This is a genomic window from Kribbella sp. NPDC023855 (genome assembly GCF_040639475.1).
In the GTDB taxonomy this organism is placed as follows: Bacteria; Actinomycetota; Actinomycetes; order Propionibacteriales; family Kribbellaceae; genus Kribbella.
Window position 1 is genome coordinate 885814 of record NZ_JBFAAA010000003.1, and the last position, 25158, is coordinate 910971.

Sequence of the window (25158 nt, forward strand, 5' to 3'; positions counted from 1 at the left end):
CCCCCGCGTCGAGGAGAAACCTGCGGGTGGTTGCAATGTGGGTGGGGTGAAATGGGTGGGCGGGGTGCCGGACATGTGTGGGGTATGACGCAGACACCGACGAGGGCCCGGCCGGGGCCAGTGAGCGAGGCAGGCGTGGGCGACGGGCCGCGGGACCGCCGGCGGGAGAGGTTCGAGGAGCTCTTCGCGGCGAACCGCGAGGCAGTGCTCGGCTACCTGCTCCGCCGGACCGGGAACCGGCACGACGCCGCCGACCTGCTCGCCGACACGTTCCTGGTCGCCTGGCGCCGGCTGGACGACGTGCCGGCCGGGGACGAGACCAGACCCTGGCTGTACGGCGTGGCACGGCGAGTGCTCGCCAACCACCAGCGCGGGGAGGGCCGCCGGCACGCGCTGGCCGACCGCCTCCGCAACGAGCTGGCCGAGACCGACGAGCCGGCCCGGACGCTGACCGACAACTCCCCCGCCGCGATCGCCTTCCGGTGCCTCCCCGAGCAGGACCGCGAACTGCTGTCGCTGGTGGCCTGGGAAGAGCTCGACACCGCCCAGATCGCGATCGCCCTCGGCATCACCCGCAACGCAGTACGGATCAGGTTGCACCGGGCCCGGAAACGGTTCGCCAAGCTGCTGACCGCTCCGCTGGCCAACCGGTCCCTGGTACCGCTCAAGAAGGAGGTCTCCCATGAAGACGCCTGACATCGACGCCGTGACCCGCGGCCTCAACCCCTCCCCCAACACCTCAGCCAGCGAGGCCGCCTGGGCCGACCTCTCCAACGGCATCACCACCGCCGCCGAGGACACCGAAACCCGAGTCGTCCACCTCACACCCCGCCGTACGCCGAACCGCCCCCGCCTGGCCCTGGTGGCCGCCAGCATGCTGGTCATCGGTGGAGTAGCCGCCGCGGCCGTGGTGAACCGGCCGGGCCAGGACCTGCCGCAAGCGCTGTCCGTGACGGACCAGGGCGAGCGGTTGATCGTCCGGGTGGTCGACGAGAACGCCGACCCGAAGGCCTACAACCAGCAGTTCAAGAAGCTCGGGCTGGACATCAAGGTGAGGATGGTCCCGGTCGCGCCGTCGGCCGTCGACAAGTACGCGACCTTCGGGTACCAGGTGGGCAGCGACGAGAACAAGATCGGCCTGCTCAAGCCGGGTGAGAACTGCGCGGCCACGCTGAACGCGACCGACCCCGGCTGCCAGTACGGCGTCGAGGTGGTGAAGACCTTCAAGGGCAAGGCCGAGATCATGTTCGGCCGGGCCGCCAGGCCAGGTGAGCAGTACCAGTACATGCCGGCCCAGGCCAACGGTCGCGGCGAGGAGCTGGCCGGTCTGTCGTACCAGAACAAGCGGGTGGCCGAGGTGCAGAAGCTCGTCGCCGCGCGGGGTGTGCGGATCGGCGGCTACCTCAACTCGAAGACTACGATGGTCGACGGCGTCAACACCGCCAAGGAGGTCGACCCGGCGCCGGGCGACTGGTACGTCCACGAGATCTGGCCGCGGTCCCCGGGCGTCGTCGAGGCCTGGATCGGCCCGGAACCGGAGAAGTAGACCCGTGCTCTCCCGCCGGGCCTCAGCTCCGGCGGGACTTGCGCGCCGGCGCCTTGGCCCAGCGCCAGGTGACGGCGACCCAGGCCAGAGCCGGGAGGCCGAAGATGGCGGCGGCGATCTCGCGGCCGAAGACCAGGAAGACCAAGCCGGTCAGGAAGAACGGCAGCGCCATCCAGACCGCGCCCACGAATGCCGCCCAGCGCCAGCGGCCGACCGGGCGCGGTTTGGGCGTGTAGAGCGCGGGCGTCGGAAGCCCTTCGAAGGCGGCCTGGAGATGGCCGTGCGTGACGGCTTCGTTGACGATGTCGACCCGGCGATGCAGCTCGTCCTCGTCGAGGCGGCCGATCGCGAACTGCTCGGACAGCTCGTCGATGCCCAGCCTGCGCTCTTCGTCGGTGAGCCGGACCGGCTGCATCCGGCGCCGCGCGGCGACCACGCGCGCTTCCTGGCTCGCGGCTGCGGCATAGCCCGCCAGCCTGGCCAAGTCAGCTTTCGGCCGGTCGTTGTACCGATCGCTCATCCGAACACCCCACTCCCTCTTCCCGAGTGTGCCAGCCGGCAGGGCGAGACCCAACCGGCTCAGCTCGTCAGGCGGGCCCGCAACCGGTCCAGCTGCTCGAAGGTGAGGCCGCTGTTGGTGAGATACCCCGCGACATCGGTCGATCCGAGGAAGGCGACCATCGCCAGGCAGGCGTCCGCACAGTGCGACTCCAACTCGTCCTCGGTCATCGCCGGTTCGCCGGCGCCGGGGTGCTCCTCGTAGTACGCGTTCATCGTGCGGACGGCCAGCTCGTAGTCGTCCAGGATGTGCGCGACCGGGGTGCCGACCAGGGAGAGCAGCATCGCGATGACCATCCCGGTGCGGTCGCGGCCGGCCTTGCAGTGCACGAGTACGCCGCCCGGCGGGGCGTCGGCGATCCGCGCGAACACCGACGTGATCAGCCCGGGCCAACGGCGGAGCGCCTCCCCGTAGTACGCCGGACTGTCGAGCCGCTCACCCCACACGGCCATGAACTCGGCATCCTGCTGATCCTCGACCGGATGGTGGTGCACGACATCAAGCACCCGTACTTCGAGCCGCTCGTCGTCGTTCCGCAGGTCGATGACCGTGCTGACCCCGGCCTCGGCAAGCTGCTCCCAGCCGGTATCGGTCAGCAGGTCGGGCCGGGCCGACCGATAGATCCGCCCCGGCTGGATCGTCCCCGATCCAGCCGGTAACCCACCCAGGTCCCGCGCGTTCACCGCGCCGTCCCAGTCCAGCTCACGGCTCATCTCAGCCGAGGGCGTTGGGCAGGGTGGCGGTCCAGGTGCTGTGGAGCTCGGTGAGCGGGATCTCGAACTGGTCCTGGACGTCGAGGGACTCGCCGGTGACGACGCCGATCTTGGTGTGCGGGAAGCGGCGGGCGGTGCACATGTCGGTGAACCGGACCTCTTCGGTGCGCGGTACGGCGACCACGGCGCGGCCGGCGGACTCGGCGAAGAGGAACAGGAACGGGTCGAGACCGTCCGGTGCCCAGACCCGGGCGCCGGTGCCGCCGCGCAGGGTGGACTCGACCAGGACCTGGGCGACACCGCCGTCACTGACGTCGTGGGCGGCGTCGATCAGACCGTCGCGGGAGGCGTTGATCAGGATGTCGGCCAGCTGCTGCTCGGCCGCCAGGTCGACCGCCGGCGGGCGTCCGCCGAGGTGACCGTGGATGACGTGCGCCCACTCCGAACCCGACAGCTCCTCCTCGGTCTCGCCGAGCAGGTAGAGCTGGTGACCCTCCATCTCGGCGGTGAAACCGATCGGGGTCCGCCGGGTCACGTCGTCGATCACACCGAGGACGCCGACCACCGGCGTCGGCAGGATCGGCGTCTCGCCGGTCTGGTTGTAGAACGACACGTTGCCACCGGTGACCGGGATGCCGAGCTCGATGCAGCCGTCCACGAGGCCGCGGATGGCCTCGCTGAACTGCCACATCACGCCCGGGTCCTCGGGCGAACCGAAGTTCAGGCAGTCCGTCACCGCGGCCGGCCGGGCACCGGTGGTGGCGACGTTGCGGTACGACTCGGCCAGCGCGAGCTTCGCGCCGGTGTACGGGTCGAGCTTCGCGAACCGGCCGTTGCAGTCGGTAGAGACCGCGACACCGAGGCCGCTGGTCTCGTCGACGCGGATCATCCCGCTGTCCTCGGGCTGCGCGAGCACGGAGTTGCCGAGCACGTACCGGTCGTACTGGTCAGTGACCCAGGACTTGTCGCACAGGTTGGGCGACGCGACCAGCTTGAGCAGGGTGTCCCGCAGCTCCTCGCCGGTGGTTGCCCGCGGCAACCTCTCGGCGCCGTCGGCCTGCAGCTCGTCCTGCCAGGCCGGCCGCGCCATCGGGCGCTCGTAGACCGGTCCGTCGTGCGCGACGGTCCGCGGCGGCACGTCGACCACGCGCTCACCGTGCCAGTCGATCTGCAGCAGCCCGATGTCGGTGACCTCACCGATCACATCGGCCTGCACGTCCCACTTCTCGCAGATCTTCAGGAACTTCTCGACGTTGGCCGGCGTGACGACCGCCATCATCCGCTCCTGCGACTCGCTCATCAGAATCTCTTCCGGAGCCAGCGAAGCGTCCCGCAGCGGCACCTTGTCGAGCGACACGTGCATGCCACCGTCGCCGGCACTGGCCAGCTCCGAGGTCGCGCACGAAAGCCCCGCGCCACCGAGGTCCTGGATGCCCTCGACGACCCCCGCCGCGAACAGCTCGAGCGTGCACTCGATCAGCAGCTTCTCCATGAACGGGTCACCGACCTGGACCGCGGGCCGCTTGGTCGGGCCGCCGTCGGCGAACGTCTCGCTGGCCAGCACGGAGACGCCGCCGATGCCGTCGCCACCGGTCTTGGCGCCGTACAGGATGATCTGGTTGCCGACGCCGGTCGCGTTTGCCAGGTGCAGGTCCTCGTGCCGCATGACGCCGACGCAGAGGGCGTTCACCAGCGGGTTGCCCAGGTACGTCGCGTCGAAGACGACCTCGCCGCCGATGTTCGGCAGCCCCAGGCTGTTGCCGTAGCCGCCGACGCCGGACACGATGCCGGGCAGGACGCGCTTGGTGTCGGGCGCGTCGAGCGGGCCGAACCGCAGCGGGTCCATCACCGCGACCGGGCGGGCACCCATCGCCAGGATGTCGCGGACGATGCCGCCGACCCCGGTCGCCGCGCCCTGGTACGGCTCGACGTACGACGGGTGGTTGTGCGACTCGACCTTGAAGGTGACCGCGTAGCCCTCGCCGATGTCGATCACGCCGGCGTTCTCGCCGATCCCGGCGAGCATCTTGCCGGCCGGGGTCTCCTGCGGGATGTCACCGAACTTCTTCAGGTGCACCTTGGAGGACTTGTACGAGCAGTGCTCGCTCCACATCACCGAGTACATCGCCAGCTCGCAGCTGGTCGGCCGCCGCTTCAGGATGTCGCGGATCCGCTGGTACTCGTCCGGCTTCAGCCCGAGCTCCGCCCACGGCTGCTCCACGTCCGGCGTACTGGTCGCGTTACTGACGGTGTCGGTCGACACTTGATGACTCCTGAACTAGGTGGGACTCGGGAAGAACGTTAGCCGCCAGCAGGTGGGCCACCAGCAGCGGAAGGGTGAAGCCGGTCATGATCGCGGGCAGCGCGACCCCGGCGTCGTTGAGCAGCATGCCGACCAGACCGCAGATCGACAGGGCCAGCAGCGTCGGCCGGACCATGGGCCGGCTGACGTAGAAACGGCGGTAAGCCTCGAAGGGGACCTTGTCCGGCCGGACGGTCGCGATCATCGCCAGCACGACACCGGCGAGCATGAACCAGCCGGCGGGTGTCTGGAAGAAGCCCAGCGACATCTGCAGCTTCCGGATCAGCACATCGGCCACGTCACCGTCGAGCACTGTCTCCACGAAGGTGCCGAAGTGGCTGCGCTGGTCCTCCGGCCGCAGGTAGTCCAGCACGGCGACAGCGGAGACCGCGAGTACTCCGGCCAGCCCAACGCCGACCAGGGCCTTCAGCGAGATGCTGCCTCGCCAGGTCAACCAGGCCATCAGCAGTACTGCGGGCGTCAGCGCGATGATCCCGCCGAAGTCGGTCCCCCAGCCGGGCTTGCCGTCCACGATGATCGCCAGACCGCCGATAACCAGTACTGCGAGAGCCGCCTTGACGCGACTCTGGTCGATCAGCTTTTGCGCGACCCAGCCGGCCGTGACGAGCGCAGCAACCGCCAGGGTGGCGAAGGTGGAGTTCCCGAAGCCGTAGAACCGACCACCGATCACAGGGCCGTCAGTGAACATGCTGCCGAACTGCAGCGGCGTCCCCAGCACTCCATCGACCAACAGGATCAGGTACGCCGCCAGCAGGATGCCCAGCCCGGCCCATTGCTTCAGCACCGCTCTGGTCAGCCCGGCAAAGGCCGCGCTGATCGCCAGCACCACGCAGTACAGGGAGAAGCCTGGCTCCGGCCAGCGCCACCAGACGGTTGCCGTGGACAAGAAGACGGCGATGAAGAACGCGCCCTGAGCCAGCATGGTGAATTCACTCGTACTCCGCGCCCGCCGGCTCCGGGTCTTCAGGAACCAGCCGAGTGCGGCCAACTGCGCCACCAGCAAGGTCATCGCGACAGCGACGAGCATGGGACGCGGATGCTCGAACCGCTCGTTGGTGTCGAGCCGGTCCTCGATCACGGCGGCTGCGTTCGTGTGGCGGTCGCCGGTGAAGTGGATCTCGTTGCCGCCCAGCGGGCCGGCCTTCTCCTCACCGGCTGGGTCCAGAGGCTTGCTCTCGCCGCGGAGGACGGTCGCCGTGATGTCGGTCAGTTGGATGAGCCCTGGACGGCGGGTGGAGTCGCTGGTCAGCCAGCGCGGGCCGTTGTCCGGCGGGAGCTGCATCGCGACCAAGGGCTCTTGATGGGCGTTGGCGGTCAGCTGGCTGATGCCGACCAGCAGGACCCACCCGTCGGCGGCACGTGCCTGCGCGACCAGGTCGGCGACCTTCTTGCGCGCCTCGTCGCGACCTTCACGGAGCGGCAGAGGGCCGGCGTCGATGATCGCGTCGCTACAGGCCGGGCTCGCCAGCAGGGCCTGGTCCAGCTGCGGCTGCCAGTTGCCGACTGTGCCGTCGCGCCTGGCGAGGGCGATGGCGGCACCCGGGCCGAACCCGCAGAGCCGCTCTCTGCTCTCCGCTAGGCGGCCGAGCGGCGCGCCGGTGTGGTGTTCAGCCTGGCGGTCGACGTACGTCTGCCAGCCCTGCACCCTGCCGTTGACCACACCGGGCAGGTCACCACACTGCTGGTCAGGGACGCTGCCCCAAGCGCGGGTGCCGGCACTGATCGTCAGCCAGCCGTCGACCGGGCAGGTATGCGGCCCGGCGGTCTTTACGGTGATCGAGCCGACATGCGACTGGTCCACCAAGGCGGTCAGCTCGGGCGACGCCTTCACGTCGTACCAGCTCAGGCCGGGGACGCCGATCACCACAACCTTCGCCAGCAGGTCCTGCGGCTCCTGCGGCAACGCGGCCGCCGCAGTACCGGCTGAGACGGCGCTGGCTGCTACGAGGGCGACGGCTGACAACAGCAGCCGCCGGACCCCACGAGAGTTCATCAGGAGGAGACGACGGCCTTCAGGACCGAGGTGAAGAAGCCGAGGCCGTCCGTGCTCGGGCCGGTCAGGGTCTCGACGCAGTGCTCCGGGTGCGGCATCAGGCCGACCACGTTGCCGCGCTCGTTGCTGATGCCGGCGATGTCGCGGTAGGAACCGTTCGGGTTCTCGTCCAGGTAGCGGGCGACCACCAGGCCCTCACCCTCGAGCCGGTCGAGCGTCGCCTCGTCGGCGACGTACGAGCCGTCCTGGTTCTTCAGCACGATGGTGATCTCGTGGTTCGCGTCGTAGTCGCTGGTCCACGCGGTGCGGTTGTTCTCGATCCGCAGCGGCTGGGCCTTGCAGATGAACTTGCGGTGGTGGTTCTTGATCAGCGCGCCCGGCAGCAGGTGCGACTCGCAGAGCACCTGGAAGCCGTTGCAGATCCCCAGCACCGGCAGGCCCTCGCCGGCCTTCTTGATGATGGTGTCCATCACCGGCGCGAACCGGGAGATGGCACCGGCGCGCAGGTAGTCGCCGTACGAGAAACCGCCCGGCAGGACGACCGCGTCGACTCCGTGCAGGTCGGCGTCGCCGTGCCAGAGCGCGACCGCCTCGGCGCCCGCGACGGCCGCTGCCCGGCGGGCGTCGACGTCGTCGAGCGAGCCCGGGAAGGTGACGACCCCGATCTTCACTGGTCGCCCTCGACGTGCAGGGTGTAGTCCTCGATCACCGGGTTGGCCAGCAGCGTGTCGGCCGCCTTGCGGATCTCGGCGACCCGTTCCTCGGTCGCCTCACCGTCCAGGGTGATCTCGAAGCGCTTGCCCTGACGCACATCGGCCACGCCGTCGAAGCCGAGCCGGCCGAACGCGCCGTGCACCGCCTTGCCCTGCGGGTCGAGGATCTCGGGCTTGAGCATGACGTCGACGACAACGCGAGCCACTGAAACTCCTGGTTCGGACCGGGGATGACGCCTGAATCCTACCGACCACCACCCGGACTCCCCGCATCGCTCGACTATTCACTGAGTACATACATCGTGTGTATAGTCCAGGCCATGGCCACTGCTGAGCTCGTTCTGGGCCTGCTGCACCGCGGCCCGGCCCACGGGTACGACGTGAAACGCGGCCACGACGCGTGGTTCCCCGACAGTCGCCCGCTGGCCTTCGGGCAGGTGTACACGACGCTGTCCCGGCTGGAACGCGACGAACTCGTCGAGGTGGTGGACCGCGGCTCGGAGGGCGGACCCGAGCGGACCGTCTACGGACTCACCCCCAAGGGCCGCGAGCACCTGGCCGCCTGGCTGGCCGAGCCGATCGAGCCCGCGGTGGGAGCCGTGGACGAGATGGTCCGCAAGGTGATCGCGTCCCTGCACACCGGCGAGGACGCGACCGAGTTCCTGGCCAGCCAGCGGGCCAGCCACCTGCGCCGGATCCGCGAACTCCGCAGTACTCCGCCCGGCCCGGAAGACGACGCTCCCGCCCGGCTGGCGCGCGACTTCGTGGCCATCCACCTGGACGCCGACCTCCGCTGGCTCGACAGCGCGGCGGAGAATCTGCGGTCCACCTAGGGGTGGTGCTGGCTTCTCCCTGAAGTGGTGCTGGCCTCCCTGATTTGTCAGGGAGCGCCACATAGCCTCTAGACCATGTGGGCGTGGGAGCTGGTGCTGGCGGTGGGATTCGGGATCGGGTCTGCCGTCATCCCAGTGTTGAACGCCGAGGTGTACGTGCTCGGCGTGGGCGCCTCAGGTGCTCTGGATCCGGTAGTGGCGGCGATCGGGGTGTCGGTCGGGCAGACCATCGGCAAGGTGGCGATGTTCCTTGCGGTCCGCTACCGGCCCGGGTACGCCGCCAAGAAGGGCAAGGAACCCAAGCCGGTCGACCTCGGCACCCGGCGCGGCCGCTTCGTCCAGTGGAACCGCGATGTCAGCAAGCGCCTCCTCGACGCCCTCAGCGACCGCCGCTGGGGCATCCCGGTCACCCTGCTGAGCTCCACGGTCGGCATCCCACCCCTGTACGGCGTGGCGCTGATCGCGGGCGCGAGCCGGATGGGCATCGTCACCTTCTCGCTGTCCGTCCTGGCCGGCCGCCTGGCCCGCTTCATCACCCTCGCCCTCGGCGTGAGCCTGTTCTGAGCCCGGCTCCAGCGGTCAGCTGGTGAAGGTCTGGCCGGTGAGGCTTTCGTAGGCGTCGATGTACGCCGCGCGCGTCCGCTCGACCACCTCGGCCGTCATCGCCGGCGGCGCGTCGCCGGAGTGGCGGTCCCAGCCCGACTCGAACTGCAGCCAGTCGCGCACGATCTGCTTGTCGTACGACGGCTGCTGCTTGCCGGGATCCCATTCGCTGGCCGGCCAGAAGCGGCTCGAGTCGGGGGTGAGCACCTCGTCGGCGAGCACGAGCGTGCCGTCCGGACGGCGGCCGAACTCGAACTTGGTGTCGGCCAGGATGATCCCGTGCTGCTCGGCGATCGCGTGCGCCCGCGAGTACAGGTCCAGCGTCAGGGTGCGCAGCGCCTCGGCCGTCTCCGCGCCGACGGTCGCCACCACAGCGTCGTACGAGACGTTCTCGTCGTGTTCGCCGAGGTCGGCCTTGGTCGCGGGGGTGAAGATCGGCTCGTCCAGCCGGGAGCCCTCGACCAGTCCGGGGCGCAGCGGGATGCCGCAGACCTCGCCGGTGGCGTTGTAGTCGACCAGGCCGGTGCCGCTCAGGTAGCCGCGCGCGACGCACTCGACCGGCAGCATCTCGAGCCGCTCGCAGACCACCGCGCGGCCGGCCAGCTCGGCCGGGACGTCGGTGGAGATGATGTGGTTCGGCACGTCGAGCTGCTCGAACCACCACAGGCTCATCGCGGTCAGCACCTTGCCCTTGTCCGGGATCGGCGGCTCCAGGATCCAGTCGAACGCGCTCATCCGGTCGCTGGCGACCATCAGCAGCTCACCCGACTCCAGCTCGTACAGGTCCCGGACCTTGCCGGAGTGGAGGTGCTTCGCACCAGGGATCTCGGCAGCCTGCGGAGGTGTGATCACACCCGTGATTGTTCCACCCGCCGCCTCCGGGCGAGCAATCCGGCCGCTTTGCCGCCCAACCCGAGCAGGCCGTCACGCGCTGTGCTGAGGAACGGGTTGTCCAACTGACCCATCACCCCGATCGCTCTGGACCGCTTGACCAGCTTGGTCGTCGCGGGCCGGCGCTCGGCGTCGTACGCGGCCAGATCGCGGGAGTCCCGCAGTACGCGGGCGAGCGCGCCGGCGTCCTCGATCGCCGAGCAGGCGCCACGACCCATGTTGGGCGTCATCGCGTGGGCGGCATCACCGAGCAGCGCCACGCGACCCTGCACGAACGGGACGAGCGGGGTGCGCAGGTCGTAGATGTCGTTCTGCAGTACTTCGGAGGTGGCCGCGAGCAACGCGGGAATCGGCTCGTGCCAGCGGGCGAACCGCTCACGGACGTCGGACTCCGGATCGCCTGTCGGGCTGTCCGCGGGGCGATTGGCGGTCGCGTACCAGTAGTAGCGGCCGTCGATCAGCTGGGCGAACCCGAATCGTTGCCCTCGGCCCCAAGTTTCGCCGCCGCCGTCGGTCAGCTCCGCCTCGGCAATCCCCCGGTACGCCGTATAGCCGGAGTACCGCGGTCCGTCGTACTCCGGATGAAGCAGCCCGCGGATGACACTGCGGAGCCCGTCGGCGGCGACCACCAGATCCGCGCGGTACTCCTGATCGCCCGCCTGCACGGTGACGCCGTCGGCGTCCTGCGTGAGACCGGTGACAGTGGTGCCGGTGTGGATGGTCGCCGCTGGACCGAGACGGTCGGTGATCAGCGAGTGCAACTGCGCGCGATGGATCATCACCGGCAACTCGACACCGAGATCGGCCGCCTCGACGATCCAGCGGCCGTCCCATCGCCGCATCCCGGCGGACTCGCCGGGTCTCGCGACCTGCTCGACTCCCTTGATCCCGAGCTCCTCCAGTACGGCGACGGCTCCGGGCCAGACCGAGATGCCCGCGCCGATCTCGCCCAGTTCCGGCGCTCGCTCCAGCACCGTGACCTGCCAGCCGCACTGCTCCAGCGCGACGGCCGCCGTCACCCCACCGATCCCCGCCCCCACCACGATCGCCGTTCTCATGGTGCGGACTCTACGCCTGTAGAGTCTCGCTGGGTAGAGTAGGCGCTGTGACGAAAAAGGCCCGGCCGGTACCGGCGGCTCAACGGTCGGCGGCGCCGCTCGGCGAGGACCGGCGGGCCGCCATCGCCGACGCGGCCATCCACCTGGTGGCGACCCGCGGTCTGCGGGGGCTCACCCATCGCGCGGTCGATGAGGAAGCCGGGCTGCCGCCGGGCTCCACGTCGTACTACCTGCGCACCCGGGACGCTCTGCTGAGCGCCTGCGTCGACCGCATGCTCGAGCGAGACCTCGCCCGCGGCTCCGCAGGCACGGCACGGCCGCCCGGCCTCGATCTGGAGGAGTTCCTGGTCAACATGCTGCTGCAGCTCGTCCGCGATCGCCCGGACGACCTGGTCGCCCGCTATGAGCTGTCCTTGGAGGCGAGCCGCCGGCCTGACCTCCGCAACGCGATCATCGAGGGGGGCCGTCGGCTCCGCGAGAACCTCGCGACTTTTCTTGCCGCTCTGGATGTTCCCGATCCGGACCAAGCCGCCTGGCCAGTCGCCGCGCTGATGGACGGCCTCATGTACGACCGAGTCGCCGGTGCGGGGAGCTCGCTGTCGGAGGAGGCCTTCGAACACGCAGTACGGACAAGCCTGTCGGCAATGCTGACCGGTTTGCGACAGGCGAAGTACAGCGAGTGACTCATCGCTCACCTAGAGTTGAGGCTCACCGTCGATGCAGCCTGGGGGGCCGCGGATGACCGAGTCAGTAACTCAACGCTTTGCCCGCATCAGTACTGCGGAACGCCCGGCCGACACCAGGATCCTGATGCGGCGCGCCATTGTGCTCGGCGCGAGTATGGCCGGTCTGCTGGCCGCGCGGGTGCTGAGTGACCATGCCGACGAGGTGCTCGTGATCGAGCGGGACCCGTCCGGCGAAACGGCCTCGCCGCGGCCCGGCGTACCGCAAGGGACTCAGGTGCACGCATTGCTCCCGGGCGGGCAGGCGCAGCTCGACCGCTGGTTCCCTGGTTTCACGGCCGAGGCGATCGCCGCGGGAGCGCTGGACCCGCCGCCGGAGGAGATCGACAACTTCGTGAACGGCGTACTGCGCCCGAAGGTCTCGCGGGAGTTGTTCGGCCCGTCGCTGGTGAGCACGCGTCCTTTCCTGGAGTCCCACGTCCGGCGGCGGACGCTGGAGCTCGCGAACGTCACCCTCGTTCCCGGCCGGGTCGACGGGATCGAGTTCAGCGGCGATCGGGTCAGCGCGGTCCGGTACCAGCCCGCCGATGCGGACGACCCTGTGGTCGAGCCGGCCGAGCTGGTGGTCGACGCGATGGGACGGTCGAGCCGGCTCAGCGACTGGCTCGGGGCGGCCGGCTGGCCGCAGCCGCCACTGCGCCGGATGCCGATCAAGCTCAACTACGCGACCGCCTTGTTCCGGCGCGACCCGGAGATCAGCGACGTCCAGGTCTCGGTCGCCCAGCATCAGCCCGGCAGCGGGGAGACACCACGGATGGGCGGTGTCCTGGCCGTCGAGGACGACCGCTGGCTGGTGCTGGTCGCCGGGTACGGCGACGACCGGCCGAGTCGCGACATCGAAGACTTCCGCCGGCGGTGCCGCGAGGACTTCCCGCCCGCGTTCGGGCAGGTCGCCGAGCGGGCCGAGCTGATCGGTGACGTCCTCACCTACCACCAGGCAGACAGCCGGCGGCGCGACTACGACCAATTGGAACGGTTCCCGGCCGGTCTGGTCGTGGCGGGTGACGCGGTGGCGTCGTTCAACCCGATCTACGGCCAAGGCATGACCTCGGCCGCGCTGCACGCCTCGTGTCTGTCGGCGTACCTGCGCTCCGGACCTTCGCTCGACGAGCCGGCTCATGCGTACTTCGAGCAGGTGCGCGTGGTCGTCGACGCGGCCTGGCAGGTCTCGACCTTCGCCGACCTCGCACTCCCGCACGTCAACGGGCCGTTCCCGCGGGGATACCGGTTGGTGAAATGGATCTCCGGGCTGATCTTCCAGGGCGCGGCGGTGGATGCCAAGCTCAACGAGCAGTTCAACCAGGTGACGACGATGCTCGCGCATCCGAACTCACTGGCCCGGCCGCAGACCGTACTGCGCGCCGCGGTGCAGGCTGCTGCCTTCCGCCTGAGCGGTCAGAGGCGGTCGGTGAAGGCAACGTAGGTGAAGTAGACGACGCCCACGACCATGCCGACATGACCGAGCAGGGAAAGGCCGGCACCGGAGCCCCAGGCGTCGGTCGCCTTGTCCTTGGCGTGTTTGCTCGCACTCGGCAACCAACGGGCCAGCAGCAACAATCCGACGACCGAGAGCACCCACCACCCGACCAACGCCCCCAGCGCGACCTCCCGCCGACCGGTGACCAGGGCAACCACCCAGGCGACCAACGTGACAAAGCCGACGGTCGTATGAATCCGCACCAACGCACCCGAGAAGCTAGCCACACCACTGGCCCGCCGCGTCTCAGCCTTGTCACCACCCAGCCGAACATGCGTCAACAGCACAACAACCGCCCCAAGCGCGGTCAAGAACCAGGTGACGTTCGCCCATTCCACGCCCGATCCATACCCCACAACCCCCTCCCCCGAACCCCCCAACCCTTGTAGCCCATCTCTCAGCCGGTTCTGGTTTGGCCGGTGGGTTTCGGGCCAGGGGTGGTGTTTTGGGGGAGTTGGCCAGGTTGGGCGCCTTGGCCTGGGGCGAAGCGGCCTGGGCCGTTGAATTGTGTGGGGGTTGAGCTCTCGGAGCCGTTCCAGGCGTGGCCTACTGCGGTGCCGCCTAGGAAGGCTAGTACTGCGAGGAGTGAGCCTGCTCCGGCCAGGGCTAGGCCGCTCGGGCGGCGCTCATCAGCCTTAAGCTGCTCCGCCGTGCTGGTCGCCGCCCTGGCGGCTCCGGGGAGTGGCGAGCCTGCCGGCGGGACGCCGTGGTGTGGGGCGGCGGTTGGGTGATCGTTGGCTTGGCTTGGAGTGGGGGCGCCTGCGATCCACTGGGGTGTGGGGTTCGTCATCGGTTGCTCCTGTGGTTAGTTGGTGAGGTCGTAGATGGTGGTGTTGCCGATGGTTTGGGGTTGGTAGTTGGCGGCTACCCAGGTGCTGATCTCGTTCGAGGTGCCGCCGCGGCCGCCGAAGCCGCCGGTGCCGCCGATGAAGTAGTGGACTTTGCCCTGGGCAACCAATTGCTGGAACTCGGCCAGCGACGGCGCCGGGTCCGTGCCGTTGAAGCCGCCCAGTGCCATCACCGGGACCCCGGCAGCGATCTGCACCGGCGCGGCCCCGTTCGCCGTGACCGCCGCGGCCGCCCACGTGTAGCCTTTCGCGCCCTGCTGCAGCAGCGAGACCAGCTCACTGGACACTCCACTGATCCCACCCCCACCAAGGAATCCACCCATCCCGCCGCCACGCTGCACGCGACCAGGGGTACCACCCTGCGCAGTACCGCGTGGCTGTGCAGGCGCCGCGCCCATGCGGCCGCCTCCGCCCATCAGGCCGCCGCGGCCAGCGACACCGGCAGGCCCGGCCGACGGCAGTGCGCCGGCGTGTGCGGTGCTGATCGTCTGCGCCGAGTACGCCGCAGGCCCAGCGAGCGCCGTCAACGCCAACAGAGTCGCCGCAAACACCCCAGTACGCCGTACCGCCGCCCGATCCAGCTTCAACTCCGGAAGCACCAGCACCAACCCAGCAGCCAGCACCCCGACGATCAGCACCGCCCACCGCAACCACGGCATCCAAGTAGGTACTGCGTTCAGCAGAGAGAAGCTCCACCCAGCAGTCAGCAAAGCCCCACCAGCAAGCGCCGCTCGCGCCAACCACTCGGTACGACGCCGCCACAACACCGTCGCAGCGGCACCCACCAGCGCACCAACCGCCGGCGCCAGCGCGACCATGTAATAGCTGTGGATGATCCCCTGCATGTAGCTGAAGACGAGCCCAGTCACAACCAGCCATCCACCCCACAACACCGCAAACGCTCGCGTTCGATCAGTCCGAGGAGCCTTGCCCGCAGCAACAACCAGTACGACGGTCGCCAGCAACGCCGCCGGCAGCAACCACGCGATCTGACTCGCGAACTCACCACCGAACAACCGCTGCACCCCGGTCGCGCCACCCCAGCCGGGATTCCCGGTGCCGCCGCCGACGGAGCCGGTCTCATTGCCTGTCAGCCGCCCAAGTCCGTTGTAACCAAGGGTCAACTCGAGAATGCTGTTCGTCGACGACCCACCGATATAGGGCCGAGCCGAGGCGGGCACCAGTTCGACGATCGCGATCCACCAACCCGCGCTGACGATCAGAGCACCGAGCGCGACCAGACTGTGCACCAACCGCTTGCCCAACGCCGGCTTGCCAGCGATCAAGTACGCCAACCCGAAAGCCGGCAGCACCAAGAACGCCTGCAGCATCTTCGTCAAGAACCCGAACCCGACGAACACCCCGGCCAACGCCATCCACCGCCACGCGTACTTCTCCGAGTCAATCGCCCGGGTCACCGCCCACGCACCCGCCACCAGCAGCAGAACCAGCAACGCATCAGGATTGTTGAACCGGAACATCAACACGGCCACCGGCGACAACGCCAGTACTGCGCCCGCCAGCAACCCAGCACCAGCCGAGAACCACCGACGCACCGACACGTAGACGAAGCCGACGCTCGCAACGCCCATCAGCGCCTGCGGGACCAGCATGCTCCACACGCCGAACCCGAAGATCCGCCCGGACAACCCCATCACCCACAGCGAGGCGGGCGTCTTGTCCACCGTGATGAAGCTCGACGAGTCGAAAGCCCCGAAGAACCAGGCCTTCCAGCTGGTCGAACCGGCCTGCACCGCCGCCGCGTAGTACTCGTTGGCGTAGCCGTTCTTCGACAGCCCCCACACGTAGGCAACCGCGGTGAGCACCAGTAGACCGCCGTACAGGACCTGGTCGCGGCTGATCGCGTACGCCGTGAGACGGGTCGTCGGTCTGGCGCGCGACGGCGCCGCGGTAGTGGTGGGTTCGGTGAGAGTGCTCATCAGTTGCTCCGGGTCGTGTCGAGAACCGCCGGGGGTTCGAAGGTGGGAAGGGTGGGCGCGTCGTCGTCGAAGACCCAGGCCTGGAAGAGGGTGAACCGGACCACCGTCGCGGCCAGGTTGGCGGCCGTCAGGACGGTGAGCTCGAGGCCGTGCGCCGGTACGGCGACCGCCGCGTGCAGCAACCACAGCGAGGACGCGGTCAGACTCCAGCCGATCCCGAAGGTGACGAGGCCGCGCAGCTGATGCCGGCCACGGTTCTCGACACCCCGTACGCCGAACGTGACGCGGCGGTTGAGTGCAGTGTTCCCGATGGCGGTGATCAGCAGTGCCACCACGTTGGCCGCTTGGGCAGGCATCGCGTGCCGCAGGCCCAGGTAGAACAGGACGTACGCGAGCGTACTGAGCACACCGACCCCCGCGAAGCGCAGTACCCGAGCAGCCAGAGCCGTCCGCGGATCGGCGATCGAAGGTCGGCCGAACTCCTCACGCACCGGCTCCAACGGGATGCGCCCGCGGCCGAGATCCCTGCTCAGCCTGGCGATTCCGCGCAGGTCCTCGACCACCGTCTTGGCGATCGCGACCCGCGAGTCGAGGTCGTCGATCCAGTCCACCGGTACTTCGTGGATCCGCAGCCCGGTCCGCTCGGCCAGCACCAGCAACTCGGTGTCGAAGAACCAGCTGGTATCCCGCACCAACGGCAGCAACTCGACCGCCACGTCCCGGCGGATCGCCTTGAACCCACACTGCGCGTCCGAGAACCCGGTCCCTAAAGTTGCTCTGAGCAACAGGTTGTAGCCGCGCGAGATCGCCTCCCGCTTCGGTCGCCGGACCACCCGGGACCCGCGGGCCAGCCGCGACCCGATCGCCACGTCGCTGTGCCCGGCCAGCAGTGGCGCGACCAGGGGCAACAGCGCGTTGAGATTGGTCGACAGGTCGACATCCATGTAGGCAAGGACTTCCGCCTCACTCGACGACCAGACCTGCTTCAGCGCGCGACCGCGACCGGGCTCCTCGATCCGGACCACCCGGACCCCGGGCAGCTCGGTCGCCAGCAGGCGGCCGAGCTCCCAGGTGGCGTCGGTACTGCCGTTGTCGGCGATGCAGACCTCGGCCGGAAACGGGAACGCACTGTCCAGGAACGCGCGCAGCCGCCGGATGTTCGGACCGAGGTCGTACTCCTCATTGCGAACGGGTACGACGATCTCGACCCGGGGAGGACCTGATTTCTGCATGTCACCGATGCTGTCCGGTGAACCTGAACCACTCCCTCTGCGCGGCTGGGAGTTCCCTGGGAGTCAGTCCTTCGCGGTACGACGCAGCCAGAGCAGGCCGAGCACGGGCAGCACCAAGGGCACGTACCCGTACCCCTGCCCGAAGTGGGACCAGACGGTGGCGTCGGGGAAGTCCTCGGGGGCGGTGTAGCTGAAAGCGCCGATGGCAATGACGCCGACGAGTTCGACGACGATCGCCGCCGTCGCCACCCGCCGGGAGAAACTCGTTGCCTTCGCCAACGCGAAGGTCGCCGCGCAGTAGATGACCGCGGCAACGGCCGACAGCACGTAGGCGATCGGCGCGACCGAGAACTGGGTAGCGATCTGTACTGCGGCCCGCGACGTCGCCGCCAGCGCGAAGACCCCGTACACGGCGATCAGGATGCGACCCGGCCCGTGCTTGACCGCGGACGCGTCGGCCATGTCAGGCGGCCCAGAGAGTGTGCAGCCGCAACTCGACGACCGGGATCACGACGCACGCGATCGCCAGCGCGCCCGCGCCCCACCGGCTGCTGTCAGCGAGGGCCCACAGCGCACCGATCGGCAGCACCAGCAGCCCCCCGACCAGGTAGCCGACGAAGAACGGCCCGGAGACGTCGCGCTCGGTCCCGGCAAGCTGCACGATGCCGACCACCAACTGGGCCACCAGCGCGACCTCGACCACGCCGATCAGCCCGAGCAACCACCAGTTGATCCGGCGGTCCAGCCCGGCCAGGACCAGCGCGAAGACCGTTGCTGCCAGCGAAAGGGCGACCAGGACCCAGGTCAGCGGTTCGAACACGAGCTAGAGAATGTCACCCGGCGTGTAGGCGGCGGCCTCCGGGTAGCGCTTGGCCAGCTGCTCGATCTCGGCGACCACCGAGTTCACCTGCGCGACGGCCGCTCCGGTGAACGACAGCGGCTCGCCGACGATGCCGACGATCTGGTCCTCGGTCAGCCCCAGCCGGCCGTCCGTGCCAAGCCGGCGGAACAGGTCGTTCTCCGTCGTGCCCTTGCGCAGGTCGAGCGCCATCGCGACGGCATGCTCCTTGATCACCTCGTGCGCGGTCTCCCGGCCGACCCCGTTCTTGACCGCGGCCATCAGCACCTTCGTAGTGGTCAGGAACGGCAGGTACCGCTCCAGCTCGCGCGCCACCACCGCCGGGTAGACACCGAACTCGTCCAGCACGGTCAGGAACGTCTCGAACAACCCGTCCAGCGCGAAAAACGCGTCCGGCAGGGCGACCCGGCGTACGACGGAGCAGAAGACGTCGCCCTCGTTCCACTGGTTGCCGGCCAGCTCGCCGGTCATCGACGCGTAGCCGCGCAGGATGACGGCCAGCCCGTTGACCCGCTCGCAGGACCGGGTGTTCATCTTGTGCGGCATCGCCGACGAGCCGACCTGGCCCTCCTTGAAGCCTTCGGTGACCAACTCGTGCCCGGCCATCAACCGGATCGTGGTGGCCAGGCTGGACGGCCCGGCCGCGAGCTGGACCAGCGCCGAGACGACGTCGTAGTCGAGTGAGCGCGGGTAGACCTGGCCGACACTGGTCAGCACGCGGCGGAAGCCCAGGTGCTGCGCGACCTCCGACTCCAGTCCGGCCAGCAGCCGCTCCTGGCCGCCGAACAGGTCGAGCATGTCCTGCGACGTACCGACCGGGCCCTTGATGCCACGCAGCGGGTACCGCTCGATCAGGTCTTCCAGCCGGGCGATCGCGACCAGCAGCTCGTCGGCCGCCGAGGCGAACCGCTTGCCGAGCGTGGTCGCCTGGGCCGCGACGTTGTGCGACCGGCCGGTCATCACCAGCGCGGCGTGGTCGGCCGCCTTCTGCCCGAGCTGGACGACGGCCGCCACCGCGCGATCGCGGACCAGCTCCAGACCGGCCCGGATCTGGAGCTGCTCGACGTTCTCGGTCAGGTCCCGGCTCGTCATGCCCTTGTGCACGTGCTCGTGCCCGGCGAGCGCGTTGAACTCCTCGATCCGCGCCTTCACGTCGTGCCGGGTGACCCGCTCCCGGGCCGCGATCGACTCCAGGTCGACCTGGTCGATCACCGCCCGGTAGTCCTCGATCACCCCGTCCGGGACGTCCACCCCGAAGTCCTTCTGCGCCCCCAGGACAGCCAGCCACAGCTGCCGCTCGAGCACGATCTTGTACTCCGGCGACCACAGCTGCGCCATCGACGGGCTGGCGTAGCGGGCGGCGAGAACGTTCGGGATCCGGGGCTTGCTGGGAGTCGGCACGTACCCCATTCTCTCCCAGCCTCACCGAGCCACGGTCAGCAGGGCGCAGGCCTTGTCGCTGGCGTTCGAAGTACAGAGCAGGTAGGTGCCATCCGCGGCGGTGTCCGGTACGACAAGTCGGTCCGGTCCGGGACCTTGGATGCCGATATCGGGGATGACGAGCCCTTCGGCGTTCGCCACGCTGCGCCAGGTCGGCTTCTTCGCCCCGCGCCCGGCAATCAGGTAGTAGAGCGGCTTGCCGTCGCCCGGCTGGGCGAGCTCGAAGCCGATCCCGCGTCCGTAACCGGCGGGGTAGGTGAGAGCGATCTCCGCTCCCGGCGCCGCCGTGGCAGGGGTGATTGTCATCGTGCCCTGGAACTTCGGGTCCAGGGTCGGCTTGGGCGTCGGTGTCGACGCGACCGGCACCTCGGTGTCGTTCTGCCACGGCGAGAGCGTGGCGATCGCACCGACCGCCAGTACTGCGCACGCGACGGCCGAGATACCCGCGACGCGGCGACGGCGGCGACCGGTCGCAGTACGGAGGACAGTGTCGAAGTCGCCGCCCGCCTGGTTCGCGTGCCGGTCGGCGATCGACTGGAGGTCGTGTTTCAGGTCATTCATGGTCGGCACCTCGGAGAATCGGCGACTGGGACAGTGCCGTCCTGGCCCTGGACAGCCGCGACTTGACGGTGCCCTCGGCGATCCCGAGCGTGCTCGCGATCTCGGGCACGGGCAGGTCGCAGACGTAGTACAGGACGGCGGCGTGGCGGGCGGGCATCGGCAGTTGCGCGAGCGCCCGCTCGAGGTCGACCTCCTGCCCATCGGCCGGATCCCGTACGTCGGACGCCGGCACCCTGCGCAGGAGTGAGGCGAAGCGGGTCGCGTTGCGGTGCCGGTTGCCCGCCAGCCGGATCGCGACCAGGCGCAGCCAGCCCTCGGGCGACTCGTACCGGGAGACTTTCGCCCACCGCGGTACCAGCCGGACGAAGGCCTCCTGAACGATGTCCTCGGCCTCGGCCCGGGACCCGGTCAGCAGCGCAACCACGCCGACGAGCCGTGGCTGCTGTGCCGAGTAGAACTCGCGCAGCGCCGCCTCGTCCGCTTCCGTCAGCCTCATACCGACCTACACCCCCGACCTGCCCTGGCGGTTCCCTCACCGCGAGAACCACTGAAGTTACAGGCGCGGCGACGCCTCAGGAGACAGTGACCGCGAGCTTGCCGCTGATCCGGCCCGCCTCCAGGTCGGACAGTGCCTGCTGGACCTTGTCCAGCGGTACGACGCTGTCGATGCTCGGCGTCACCTTGCCTGCCTCGACCAGCTCCCTCAGGACCTCGAGGTCGGCGGCCTTCTCCTGCGAGAGCAGACCGGTCAGCCGCTGTCCGATGAACGGTGACAGCAGTTGGGCCCGGAGCTGCCGATCGATCCCGCCGCCCAGCGAGCCGCCGCCTTCACCGCCCGCGATGACCGCCGTACCGGTCTTGGTGAGGGCGCGGCGCAGGCGGGAGATCGACGGATTGCCCGCGAGATCGATGATCAGGTCGTACTGCGTACCGTCCGCGAAGTCATCCCGGGTGTAGTCGATGACGTGGTCGGCACCGAGGCGCTGCACCAGCGCGAGTTTCGCAGTACTGGCTGTGCCGGTGACTTCGGCGCCGAACGCTTTGGCGAGTTGCACGGCGAAGCTGCCGACGCCGCCAGACGCCCCCGTGATCAGAACCTTCTGACCGGCCTTGATCTTGCCGCTGTCGCGGAGCGCCTGCAGCGCCGTGAGGCCGGAGATCCCCAGCACGGCAGCCTCGGTGAAGCCAAGGCCGGCCGGCTTGAGGGCGAGCTTGTCCGCCCGCGCGACGGCGTACTCCGCGAAGGTGCCCTCGCCGATCCCGAACACCTCGTCACCCTCGGCGAACCCGGTCACGCCGGGTCCGACGCCGACCACGCGGCCGGCCAGGTCACCGCCGAGTACGGGGTTGCGCGGGCGCCGGAGTCCGAAGACCAGGCGGAGCAGATAAGGCTTGCCGGTCATCAGGTGCCAGGCGCCGCGATCGAGCCCCGCCGCCTCGACCTGCACCAGCACCTTGCCTTTGCCCGGTGTGGGCCGCGCGATCTCCGCCACCCGTAGTACATCGGCCGAGCCGTACCTGTCCCGTACGACTGCACGCATCTTGCTGTCCACCGCGATCCCCTCCCTGGCCGACGGGGACGTTGGCCCGTCGTACTTAGTACGGACGGTACCGTACTTAGTACGAAACTGCTATCGTCCGATCGATGCCACGATCAGCGAAAGCCCCGGACCGGACCCAGCTCAGCCGCGATGCGGTACTGCGGGCCGCCGTCGCGGTGGCGGACGGCGGCGGCTTGGGCGGGCTGACGATCCGGTCACTGGCGGTTCAGCTGGACGTCAAGCCGATGTCGGTCTACCACTACGTCGCGAACAAGAACGAGATCCTCGACGGCATCGTCGACCTGGTCTTCGCCGAGATCGACCTGCCGTCCCCGGACGGCGAGTGGCGCGCGGAGATCACCAAGCGCGCCCACTCCGCCCGGCAGGTCCTGCGGCGGCATCCGTGGGCGATCGCGTTGATGGAGTCACGGACCAGCCCCGGACCGGCGACGTTGCGTCATCACGACGCCAACATCGGGACCCTGCGCGGCGCCGGCTTCTCGGTGGCGATGACCGCGCACGCGTATGCGCTGATCGATGCGTATGTGTACGGCTTCGCACTGCAGGAGACGTCGCTGCCGTTCGAAGGCACCGACGGCGCCGCCGAGGTTGCCGGGGCGATGATGGAGCAGTTCACATCGGGGCAGTACCCGCACCTGACCGAACTGGCGACCGAGCACGTGCTCCAGCCCGGGTACGACTTCGGCGACGAGTTCGACTTCGGGCTCGGCCTGATCCTCGACGGCCTAGCCGGCTCGCTACCGGCCGCCCGCTGAGCAACGGCCGACTCACCTCGGCCAGCTCACCTCGGCCACCCGCCTCGGTCGGCCGACTTCGGCTAGCCGACCGGAAGCAGCTCGATCTCGCCGCGGGCTGCCTTGAGGGCGATGTCGGTGCGGTGCTGCGAGCCCTTGATGCGGATCTGCCCGACACCCGCATAGGCGCGCTGGCGGGCCTCGTCGAGATCCTTGCCGGTGGCACTGACCGCGAGTACCCGGCCGCCCGCCGTGACGACCTCGCCGTCCTCGATCGTCGTACCGGCGTGGAAGACCCGGACACCACCGGCCTCGGCCTGGTCGATCCCGCTGATGACGTCACCGCTGCGTGGCTTGGCCGGGTACTTCTTCGCGGCCACCACGACGGCGACGGACGCGCCCGACTTCCAGCTCAGCGGCTGGACATCGGCGAGCTTGCCCGTCGCGGCGGCGTACAGGAGACCGCCGAGCGGGGTCTTCAGCAACGGGAGCAGGGCCTGCGTCTCCGGGTCGCCGAAGCGGCAGTTGAACTCGATCACCCGGACACCGCGGGACGTCAGCGCCAGTCCGGCGTACAGGAGTCCGGTGAAGGGGATGCCGCGCCGACGCATCTCGTCGACGGTCGGCTGGAGCACCTTCTCGGTGATCTCCTCGACCAGCTTTTCCGGTGCCCAGGGCAACGGAGTGTAGGCGCCCATGCCGCCGGTGTTCGGGCCTTCGTCGTTGTCCGCAAGGCGTTTGAAGTCCTGCGCCGGCTGCATCGGCAGCACGGTGACGCCGTCGGTGATCGCGAACAGCGAGACCTCGGGACCGTCCAGGAACTCCTCGATCAGCACCTGCTCGCAGCCGGCCGCGTGCTCGAGCGCCTCGACCCGGTCGGAGGTGACCACGACGCCCTTGCCGGCGGCGAGGCCGTCGTCCTTGACCACATAAGGAGGGCCGAACGCATCGATCGCCTCGGCGGCCTCTTCCGGCGTCGTACAGACGTAAGCCCGGCCGGTCGGCACGCTCGCGGCGGCCATCACGTCCTTGGCGAAGGCCTTCGAGCCCTCGAGCTGGGCCGCGTCCTTCGACGGCCCGAAGACCGCGATCCCGGCCGCGCGCAGCGGATCAGCCAGCCCGGCAACCAGCGGCGCCTCGGGACCGACCACAACCAGGTCAGCACCCACCTCGGTGGCCAGCGCGACGACCGCGTCGTGGTCCGAGACGTCCACGTCGCGACAAACGACCGTTTGCCCGTCGTACGCCGGCTGCAACGCGGCGATCCCAGGGTTCCCCGGCGCCGCAACAACCTGCTCGACCTCAGGATCCCGGCTCAACGCCCAGACCAGTGCGTGCTCACGACCGCCGGTACCAACAACTAAAACCTTCACGAGCCACGAGCCTAGTGCACCGTCGTTTCCCACGCGCCCTGCACTTCCGCTCCTCCGTCGCTCCAGTTCCGGGACGCTCCCGCCCGCCCAGTTCACAAGAGCCGCTCCTACGTCGCGCGGAGGACGCGCGGCGCGCGCGTGTACCGCCGTGCGCGAGCCCCGCTCCTTCGTCGCGCCTGCGATTGCGCTCCGCGCCGCATGTGCGCTCCGCGCGGGAATGCGCTCCGCGCGGGATGTGCGCGCTCTGCGTGGGCTTGCCCCCGTTGGGTGGACACCTTGTCTGGCGAGATGTTGATCTCGTGGGAAGGATGTCGTTATGGGAAAGGCGAGGAAGTACACGCCGGAGTTTCGTCGGGAGGCGGCTCGGTTGGTGATCGAGTCGGATCGGCCGATTGCTCAGGTTGCTCGGGAGATCGGGGTGGGGCCGCAGTTGTTGTCGCGGTGGGTGCTGCTGGACAAGGCCGGGCAGTTGGAGCCGGGCGGGGCGAGTCCTCCAACGGTGCCGGCTGGTGAGTCTGGGGGTGGGTTGGATGAGGGTGAGCGGGCGGAGTTGGAGCGGCTGCGGCGGGAGAACGCGCAGCTGAAGATGGATCGGGAGTTCCTGAAAAAAGCAGCGGCCTTCTTCGCCTCCGACAAGAACCGGTAGATGCCTTCCAGGTCATCAGTCATGTCGTTGAGTCGCAGAAGGCCGGTCCCGGGATCGCTCGGATGTGTGTGTTGCTGGGGGTGTCCAGGTCGGGTTACTACGCGTGGCGGCGGCGCAGTACGGCCGGTCCTGGTCCACGTCAGACCCGGCGTGAGCAGCTCGCGGCCCGGGTCGCTCAGGCGCACGCGGCCTCTGACGGTGTCTACGGGGCACCGCGGATCACCGCCGAGCTCCGCGCGGCCCAGGTCATGGTGACCCGCAAGACCGTCGCGAAAACCATGGCGTCACTGGGGCTGCGAGGTGTCTCACCGCGCCCGTTCACCATCACCACCCGGCGCGACGACCACGCGCCGCCGCGCCCGGATCTGGTGAACCGGGTCTTCGACACCGGGACACTGGACCGGGTCTGGATCTCCGACATCACCTACCTGCACACCCACCAAGGCTGGCTCTACCTGGCCGTCGTGCGCGATGCCTGCTCACGCCGGGTGCTGGGCTGGGCCATCGATGA

Annotated in this window: 27 protein-coding genes; 9 read left to right on the forward strand and 18 right to left on the reverse strand. The window is 69.2% G+C overall.

The genetic code is table 11. The annotated features are described in order from the left end of the window. The first annotated feature begins 84 nt into the window (after positions 1–84). Positions 85–696: a sigma-70 family RNA polymerase sigma factor gene (locus AB0F51_RS15180; protein ID WP_360279634.1), complete on the forward strand. Its 612-nt coding sequence runs from the start codon at positions 85–87 to the stop codon at positions 694–696. Then, a complete protein-coding gene (locus AB0F51_RS15185) occupies positions 683–1546 on the forward strand; it encodes a hypothetical protein (RefSeq protein ID WP_360279637.1) in 864 nt (287 codons plus the stop codon). The genes AB0F51_RS15180 and AB0F51_RS15185 overlap by 14 nt, the downstream gene beginning before the upstream one ends. A gap of 22 nt (positions 1547–1568) precedes the next feature. Here the strand turns inward: AB0F51_RS15185 and AB0F51_RS15190 are convergent, their stop codons facing one another. Genes AB0F51_RS15190 through purS form a run of 6 tightly spaced genes read right to left on the reverse strand, consistent with a single transcriptional unit; the run spans position 1569 to position 8053 of the window. Next, positions 1569–2066, reverse strand: a complete 498-nt coding sequence (locus AB0F51_RS15190; protein ID WP_360279640.1) for a DUF1707 domain-containing protein — start codon at positions 2064–2066, stop codon at positions 1569–1571. A gap of 59 nt (positions 2067–2125) precedes the next feature. Continuing rightward, positions 2126–2818 carry a tyrosine-protein phosphatase gene (locus AB0F51_RS15195; protein WP_360279642.1) on the reverse strand — a complete coding sequence of 231 codons (693 nt, stop codon included), beginning with the start codon at positions 2816–2818 and terminating at the stop codon, positions 2126–2128. Position 2819: 1 nt separating this feature from the next. Continuing rightward, the gene (gene purL, locus AB0F51_RS15200) at positions 2820–5081 is read right to left on the reverse strand and encodes a phosphoribosylformylglycinamidine synthase subunit PurL (protein WP_360279644.1); all 2262 of its coding nucleotides are present in this window, start codon (positions 5079–5081) and stop codon (positions 2820–2822) included. Beyond that, positions 5059–7134, reverse strand: a complete 2076-nt coding sequence (locus AB0F51_RS15205; RefSeq protein WP_360279647.1) for a hypothetical protein — start codon at positions 7132–7134, stop codon at positions 5059–5061. The genes purL and AB0F51_RS15205 overlap by 23 nt, the downstream gene beginning before the upstream one ends. Beyond that, entirely contained in the window at positions 7134–7805 is a 672-nt protein-coding gene (gene purQ, locus AB0F51_RS15210; RefSeq protein ID WP_360279650.1) for a phosphoribosylformylglycinamidine synthase subunit PurQ, read from the reverse strand. Before purQ ends, AB0F51_RS15205 begins: the two co-directional genes overlap by 1 nt. Continuing rightward, a complete protein-coding gene (purS, locus tag AB0F51_RS15215; protein WP_360279653.1) occupies positions 7802–8053 on the reverse strand; it encodes a phosphoribosylformylglycinamidine synthase subunit PurS in 252 nt (83 codons plus the stop codon). Before purS ends, purQ begins: the two co-directional genes overlap by 4 nt. Positions 8054–8167: 114 nt before the next feature. Here purS and AB0F51_RS15220 point away from each other — a divergent pair, with 114 nt between their 5' ends. Then, complete coding sequence (locus AB0F51_RS15220) at positions 8168–8680, forward strand: PadR family transcriptional regulator (RefSeq protein ID WP_360279656.1); 513 nt, start codon at positions 8168–8170, stop codon at positions 8678–8680. A 75-nt stretch (positions 8681–8755) separates the two neighbouring features. After that, positions 8756–9244 (forward strand): hypothetical protein, encoded by a 489-nt coding sequence (locus tag AB0F51_RS15225; protein ID WP_360279658.1) that lies wholly within the window; start codon positions 8756–8758, stop codon positions 9242–9244. Positions 9245–9259: 15 nt separating this feature from the next. Here AB0F51_RS15225 and AB0F51_RS15230 read toward each other — a convergent pair whose 3' ends face one another. Then, a complete protein-coding gene (locus AB0F51_RS15230) occupies positions 9260–10135 on the reverse strand; it encodes a phosphoribosylaminoimidazolesuccinocarboxamide synthase (RefSeq protein WP_360279661.1) in 876 nt (291 codons plus the stop codon). Then, positions 10132–11232, reverse strand: coding sequence for an FAD-dependent monooxygenase (locus AB0F51_RS15235; protein WP_360279664.1), 1101 nt, complete (start codon positions 11230–11232; stop codon positions 10132–10134). Before AB0F51_RS15235 ends, AB0F51_RS15230 begins: the two co-directional genes overlap by 4 nt. A 47-nt stretch (positions 11233–11279) precedes the next feature. Between AB0F51_RS15235 and AB0F51_RS15240 the strand changes: the two genes are divergently transcribed. Together AB0F51_RS15240 and AB0F51_RS15245 are read left to right on the forward strand one after the other, a co-directional pair. Continuing rightward, positions 11280–11915: a TetR family transcriptional regulator C-terminal domain-containing protein gene (locus AB0F51_RS15240; protein ID WP_360279667.1), complete on the forward strand. Its 636-nt coding sequence runs from the start codon at positions 11280–11282 to the stop codon at positions 11913–11915. Positions 11916–11970: 55 nt separating this feature from the next. Then, the gene (locus tag AB0F51_RS15245) at positions 11971–13398 is read left to right on the forward strand and encodes a hypothetical protein (protein ID WP_360279670.1); all 1428 of its coding nucleotides are present in this window, start codon (positions 11971–11973) and stop codon (positions 13396–13398) included. Here the strand turns inward: AB0F51_RS15245 and AB0F51_RS15250 are convergent. The 9 genes from AB0F51_RS15250 to AB0F51_RS15290 all read right to left on the reverse strand — a co-directional run bounded on the left by AB0F51_RS15250 (position 13371) and on the right by AB0F51_RS15290 (position 21873). Next, complete coding sequence (locus AB0F51_RS15250; RefSeq protein ID WP_360279673.1) at positions 13371–13790, reverse strand: hypothetical protein; 420 nt, start codon at positions 13788–13790, stop codon at positions 13371–13373. The genes AB0F51_RS15245 and AB0F51_RS15250 overlap by 28 nt on opposite strands. A gap of 467 nt (positions 13791–14257) precedes the next feature. Then, complete coding sequence (locus tag AB0F51_RS15255; RefSeq protein WP_360279675.1) at positions 14258–16240, reverse strand: glycosyltransferase family 39 protein; 1983 nt, start codon at positions 16238–16240, stop codon at positions 14258–14260. Further along, positions 16240–17472 (reverse strand): bifunctional glycosyltransferase family 2/GtrA family protein, encoded by a 1233-nt coding sequence (locus tag AB0F51_RS15260; protein ID WP_360279678.1) that lies wholly within the window; start codon positions 17470–17472, stop codon positions 16240–16242. Before AB0F51_RS15260 ends, AB0F51_RS15255 begins: the two co-directional genes overlap by 1 nt. Before the next feature lie 63 nt (positions 17473–17535). Next, positions 17536–17934 (reverse strand): hypothetical protein, encoded by a 399-nt coding sequence (locus AB0F51_RS15265; protein ID WP_360279681.1) that lies wholly within the window; start codon positions 17932–17934, stop codon positions 17536–17538. A 1-nt stretch (position 17935) separates the two neighbouring features. Next, positions 17936–18292 carry a hypothetical protein gene (locus tag AB0F51_RS15270; protein ID WP_360279684.1) on the reverse strand — a complete coding sequence of 119 codons (357 nt, stop codon included), beginning with the start codon at positions 18290–18292 and terminating at the stop codon, positions 17936–17938. A gap of 3 nt (positions 18293–18295) precedes the next feature. Next, positions 18296–19741 (reverse strand): adenylosuccinate lyase, encoded by a 1446-nt coding sequence (gene purB, locus AB0F51_RS15275; RefSeq protein WP_360279687.1) that lies wholly within the window; start codon positions 19739–19741, stop codon positions 18296–18298. 12 nt (positions 19742–19753) lie between these two features. Next, the gene (locus AB0F51_RS15280; RefSeq protein WP_360279690.1) at positions 19754–20332 is read right to left on the reverse strand and encodes a hypothetical protein; all 579 of its coding nucleotides are present in this window, start codon (positions 20330–20332) and stop codon (positions 19754–19756) included. Continuing rightward, the gene (locus AB0F51_RS15285) at positions 20325–20828 is read right to left on the reverse strand and encodes a SigE family RNA polymerase sigma factor (RefSeq protein WP_360279693.1); all 504 of its coding nucleotides are present in this window, start codon (positions 20826–20828) and stop codon (positions 20325–20327) included. The genes AB0F51_RS15280 and AB0F51_RS15285 overlap by 8 nt, the downstream gene beginning before the upstream one ends. Positions 20829–20904: 76 nt before the next feature. Next, the gene (locus AB0F51_RS15290) at positions 20905–21873 is read right to left on the reverse strand and encodes an NAD(P)-dependent alcohol dehydrogenase (protein WP_360279696.1); all 969 of its coding nucleotides are present in this window, start codon (positions 21871–21873) and stop codon (positions 20905–20907) included. Between the two features lie 104 nt (positions 21874–21977). Here AB0F51_RS15290 and AB0F51_RS15295 point away from each other — a divergent pair, with 104 nt between their 5' ends. Then, positions 21978–22649 (forward strand): TetR/AcrR family transcriptional regulator C-terminal domain-containing protein, encoded by a 672-nt coding sequence (locus AB0F51_RS15295; protein ID WP_360279699.1) that lies wholly within the window; start codon positions 21978–21980, stop codon positions 22647–22649. A 62-nt stretch (positions 22650–22711) separates the two neighbouring features. Here the strand turns inward: AB0F51_RS15295 and purD are convergent, their stop codons facing one another. Further along, on the reverse strand, positions 22712–24001 hold the full coding sequence (purD, locus tag AB0F51_RS15300; protein ID WP_360279702.1) for a phosphoribosylamine--glycine ligase: 1290 nt from the start codon (positions 23999–24001) through the stop codon (positions 22712–22714). 316 nt (positions 24002–24317) lie between these two features. Between purD and AB0F51_RS15305 the strand changes: the two genes are divergently transcribed. Both AB0F51_RS15305 and AB0F51_RS15310 read left to right on the forward strand, forming a co-directional pair. Continuing rightward, positions 24318–24647 (forward strand): transposase, encoded by a 330-nt coding sequence (locus AB0F51_RS15305; protein ID WP_360279705.1) that lies wholly within the window; start codon positions 24318–24320, stop codon positions 24645–24647. Between the two features lie 80 nt (positions 24648–24727). Then, positions 24728–25158 (forward strand): IS3 family transposase (locus AB0F51_RS15310; RefSeq protein WP_360279707.1); only part of this gene is annotated, 431 nt, incomplete at its 3' end.

Coding starts and splice junctions, on each gene's coding strand:
- AB0F51_RS15205 (WP_360279647.1), bottom strand. CDS start 7,134: ATGAACTCTCGTGGGGTCCGGCGGCTGCTGTTGTCAGCCGTCGCCCTC.
- AB0F51_RS15290 (WP_360279696.1), bottom strand. CDS start 21,873: ATGCGTGCAGTCGTACGGGACAGGTACGGCTCGGCCGATGTACTACGG.
- AB0F51_RS15245 (WP_360279670.1), top strand. CDS start 11,971: ATGACCGAGTCAGTAACTCAACGCTTTGCCCGCATCAGTACTGCGGAA.
- AB0F51_RS15220 (WP_360279656.1), top strand. CDS start 8,168: ATGGCCACTGCTGAGCTCGTTCTGGGCCTGCTGCACCGCGGCCCGGCC.
- AB0F51_RS15195 (WP_360279642.1), bottom strand. CDS start 2,818: ATGAGCCGTGAGCTGGACTGGGACGGCGCGGTGAACGCGCGGGACCTG.
- AB0F51_RS15295 (WP_360279699.1), top strand. CDS start 21,978: ATGCCACGATCAGCGAAAGCCCCGGACCGGACCCAGCTCAGCCGCGAT.
- AB0F51_RS15185 (WP_360279637.1), top strand. CDS start 683: ATGAAGACGCCTGACATCGACGCCGTGACCCGCGGCCTCAACCCCTCC.
- AB0F51_RS15265 (WP_360279681.1), bottom strand. CDS start 17,934: ATGGCCGACGCGTCCGCGGTCAAGCACGGGCCGGGTCGCATCCTGATC.
- AB0F51_RS15255 (WP_360279675.1), bottom strand. CDS start 16,240: ATGAGCACTCTCACCGAACCCACCACTACCGCGGCGCCGTCGCGCGCC.
- AB0F51_RS15285 (WP_360279693.1), bottom strand. CDS start 20,828: ATGAGGCTGACGGAAGCGGACGAGGCGGCGCTGCGCGAGTTCTACTCG.
- AB0F51_RS15260 (WP_360279678.1), bottom strand. CDS start 17,472: ATGCAGAAATCAGGTCCTCCCCGGGTCGAGATCGTCGTACCCGTTCGC.
- AB0F51_RS15180 (WP_360279634.1), top strand. CDS start 85: ATGACGCAGACACCGACGAGGGCCCGGCCGGGGCCAGTGAGCGAGGCA.
- AB0F51_RS15280 (WP_360279690.1), bottom strand. CDS start 20,332: ATGAATGACCTGAAACACGACCTCCAGTCGATCGCCGACCGGCACGCG.
- AB0F51_RS15235 (WP_360279664.1), bottom strand. CDS start 11,232: ATGAGAACGGCGATCGTGGTGGGGGCGGGGATCGGTGGGGTGACGGCG.
- AB0F51_RS15225 (WP_360279658.1), top strand. CDS start 8,756: ATGTGGGCGTGGGAGCTGGTGCTGGCGGTGGGATTCGGGATCGGGTCT.
- AB0F51_RS15190 (WP_360279640.1), bottom strand. CDS start 2,066: ATGAGCGATCGGTACAACGACCGGCCGAAAGCTGACTTGGCCAGGCTG.
- purB (WP_360279687.1), bottom strand. CDS start 19,741: ATGGGGTACGTGCCGACTCCCAGCAAGCCCCGGATCCCGAACGTTCTC.
- AB0F51_RS15305 (WP_360279705.1), top strand. CDS start 24,318: ATGGGAAAGGCGAGGAAGTACACGCCGGAGTTTCGTCGGGAGGCGGCT.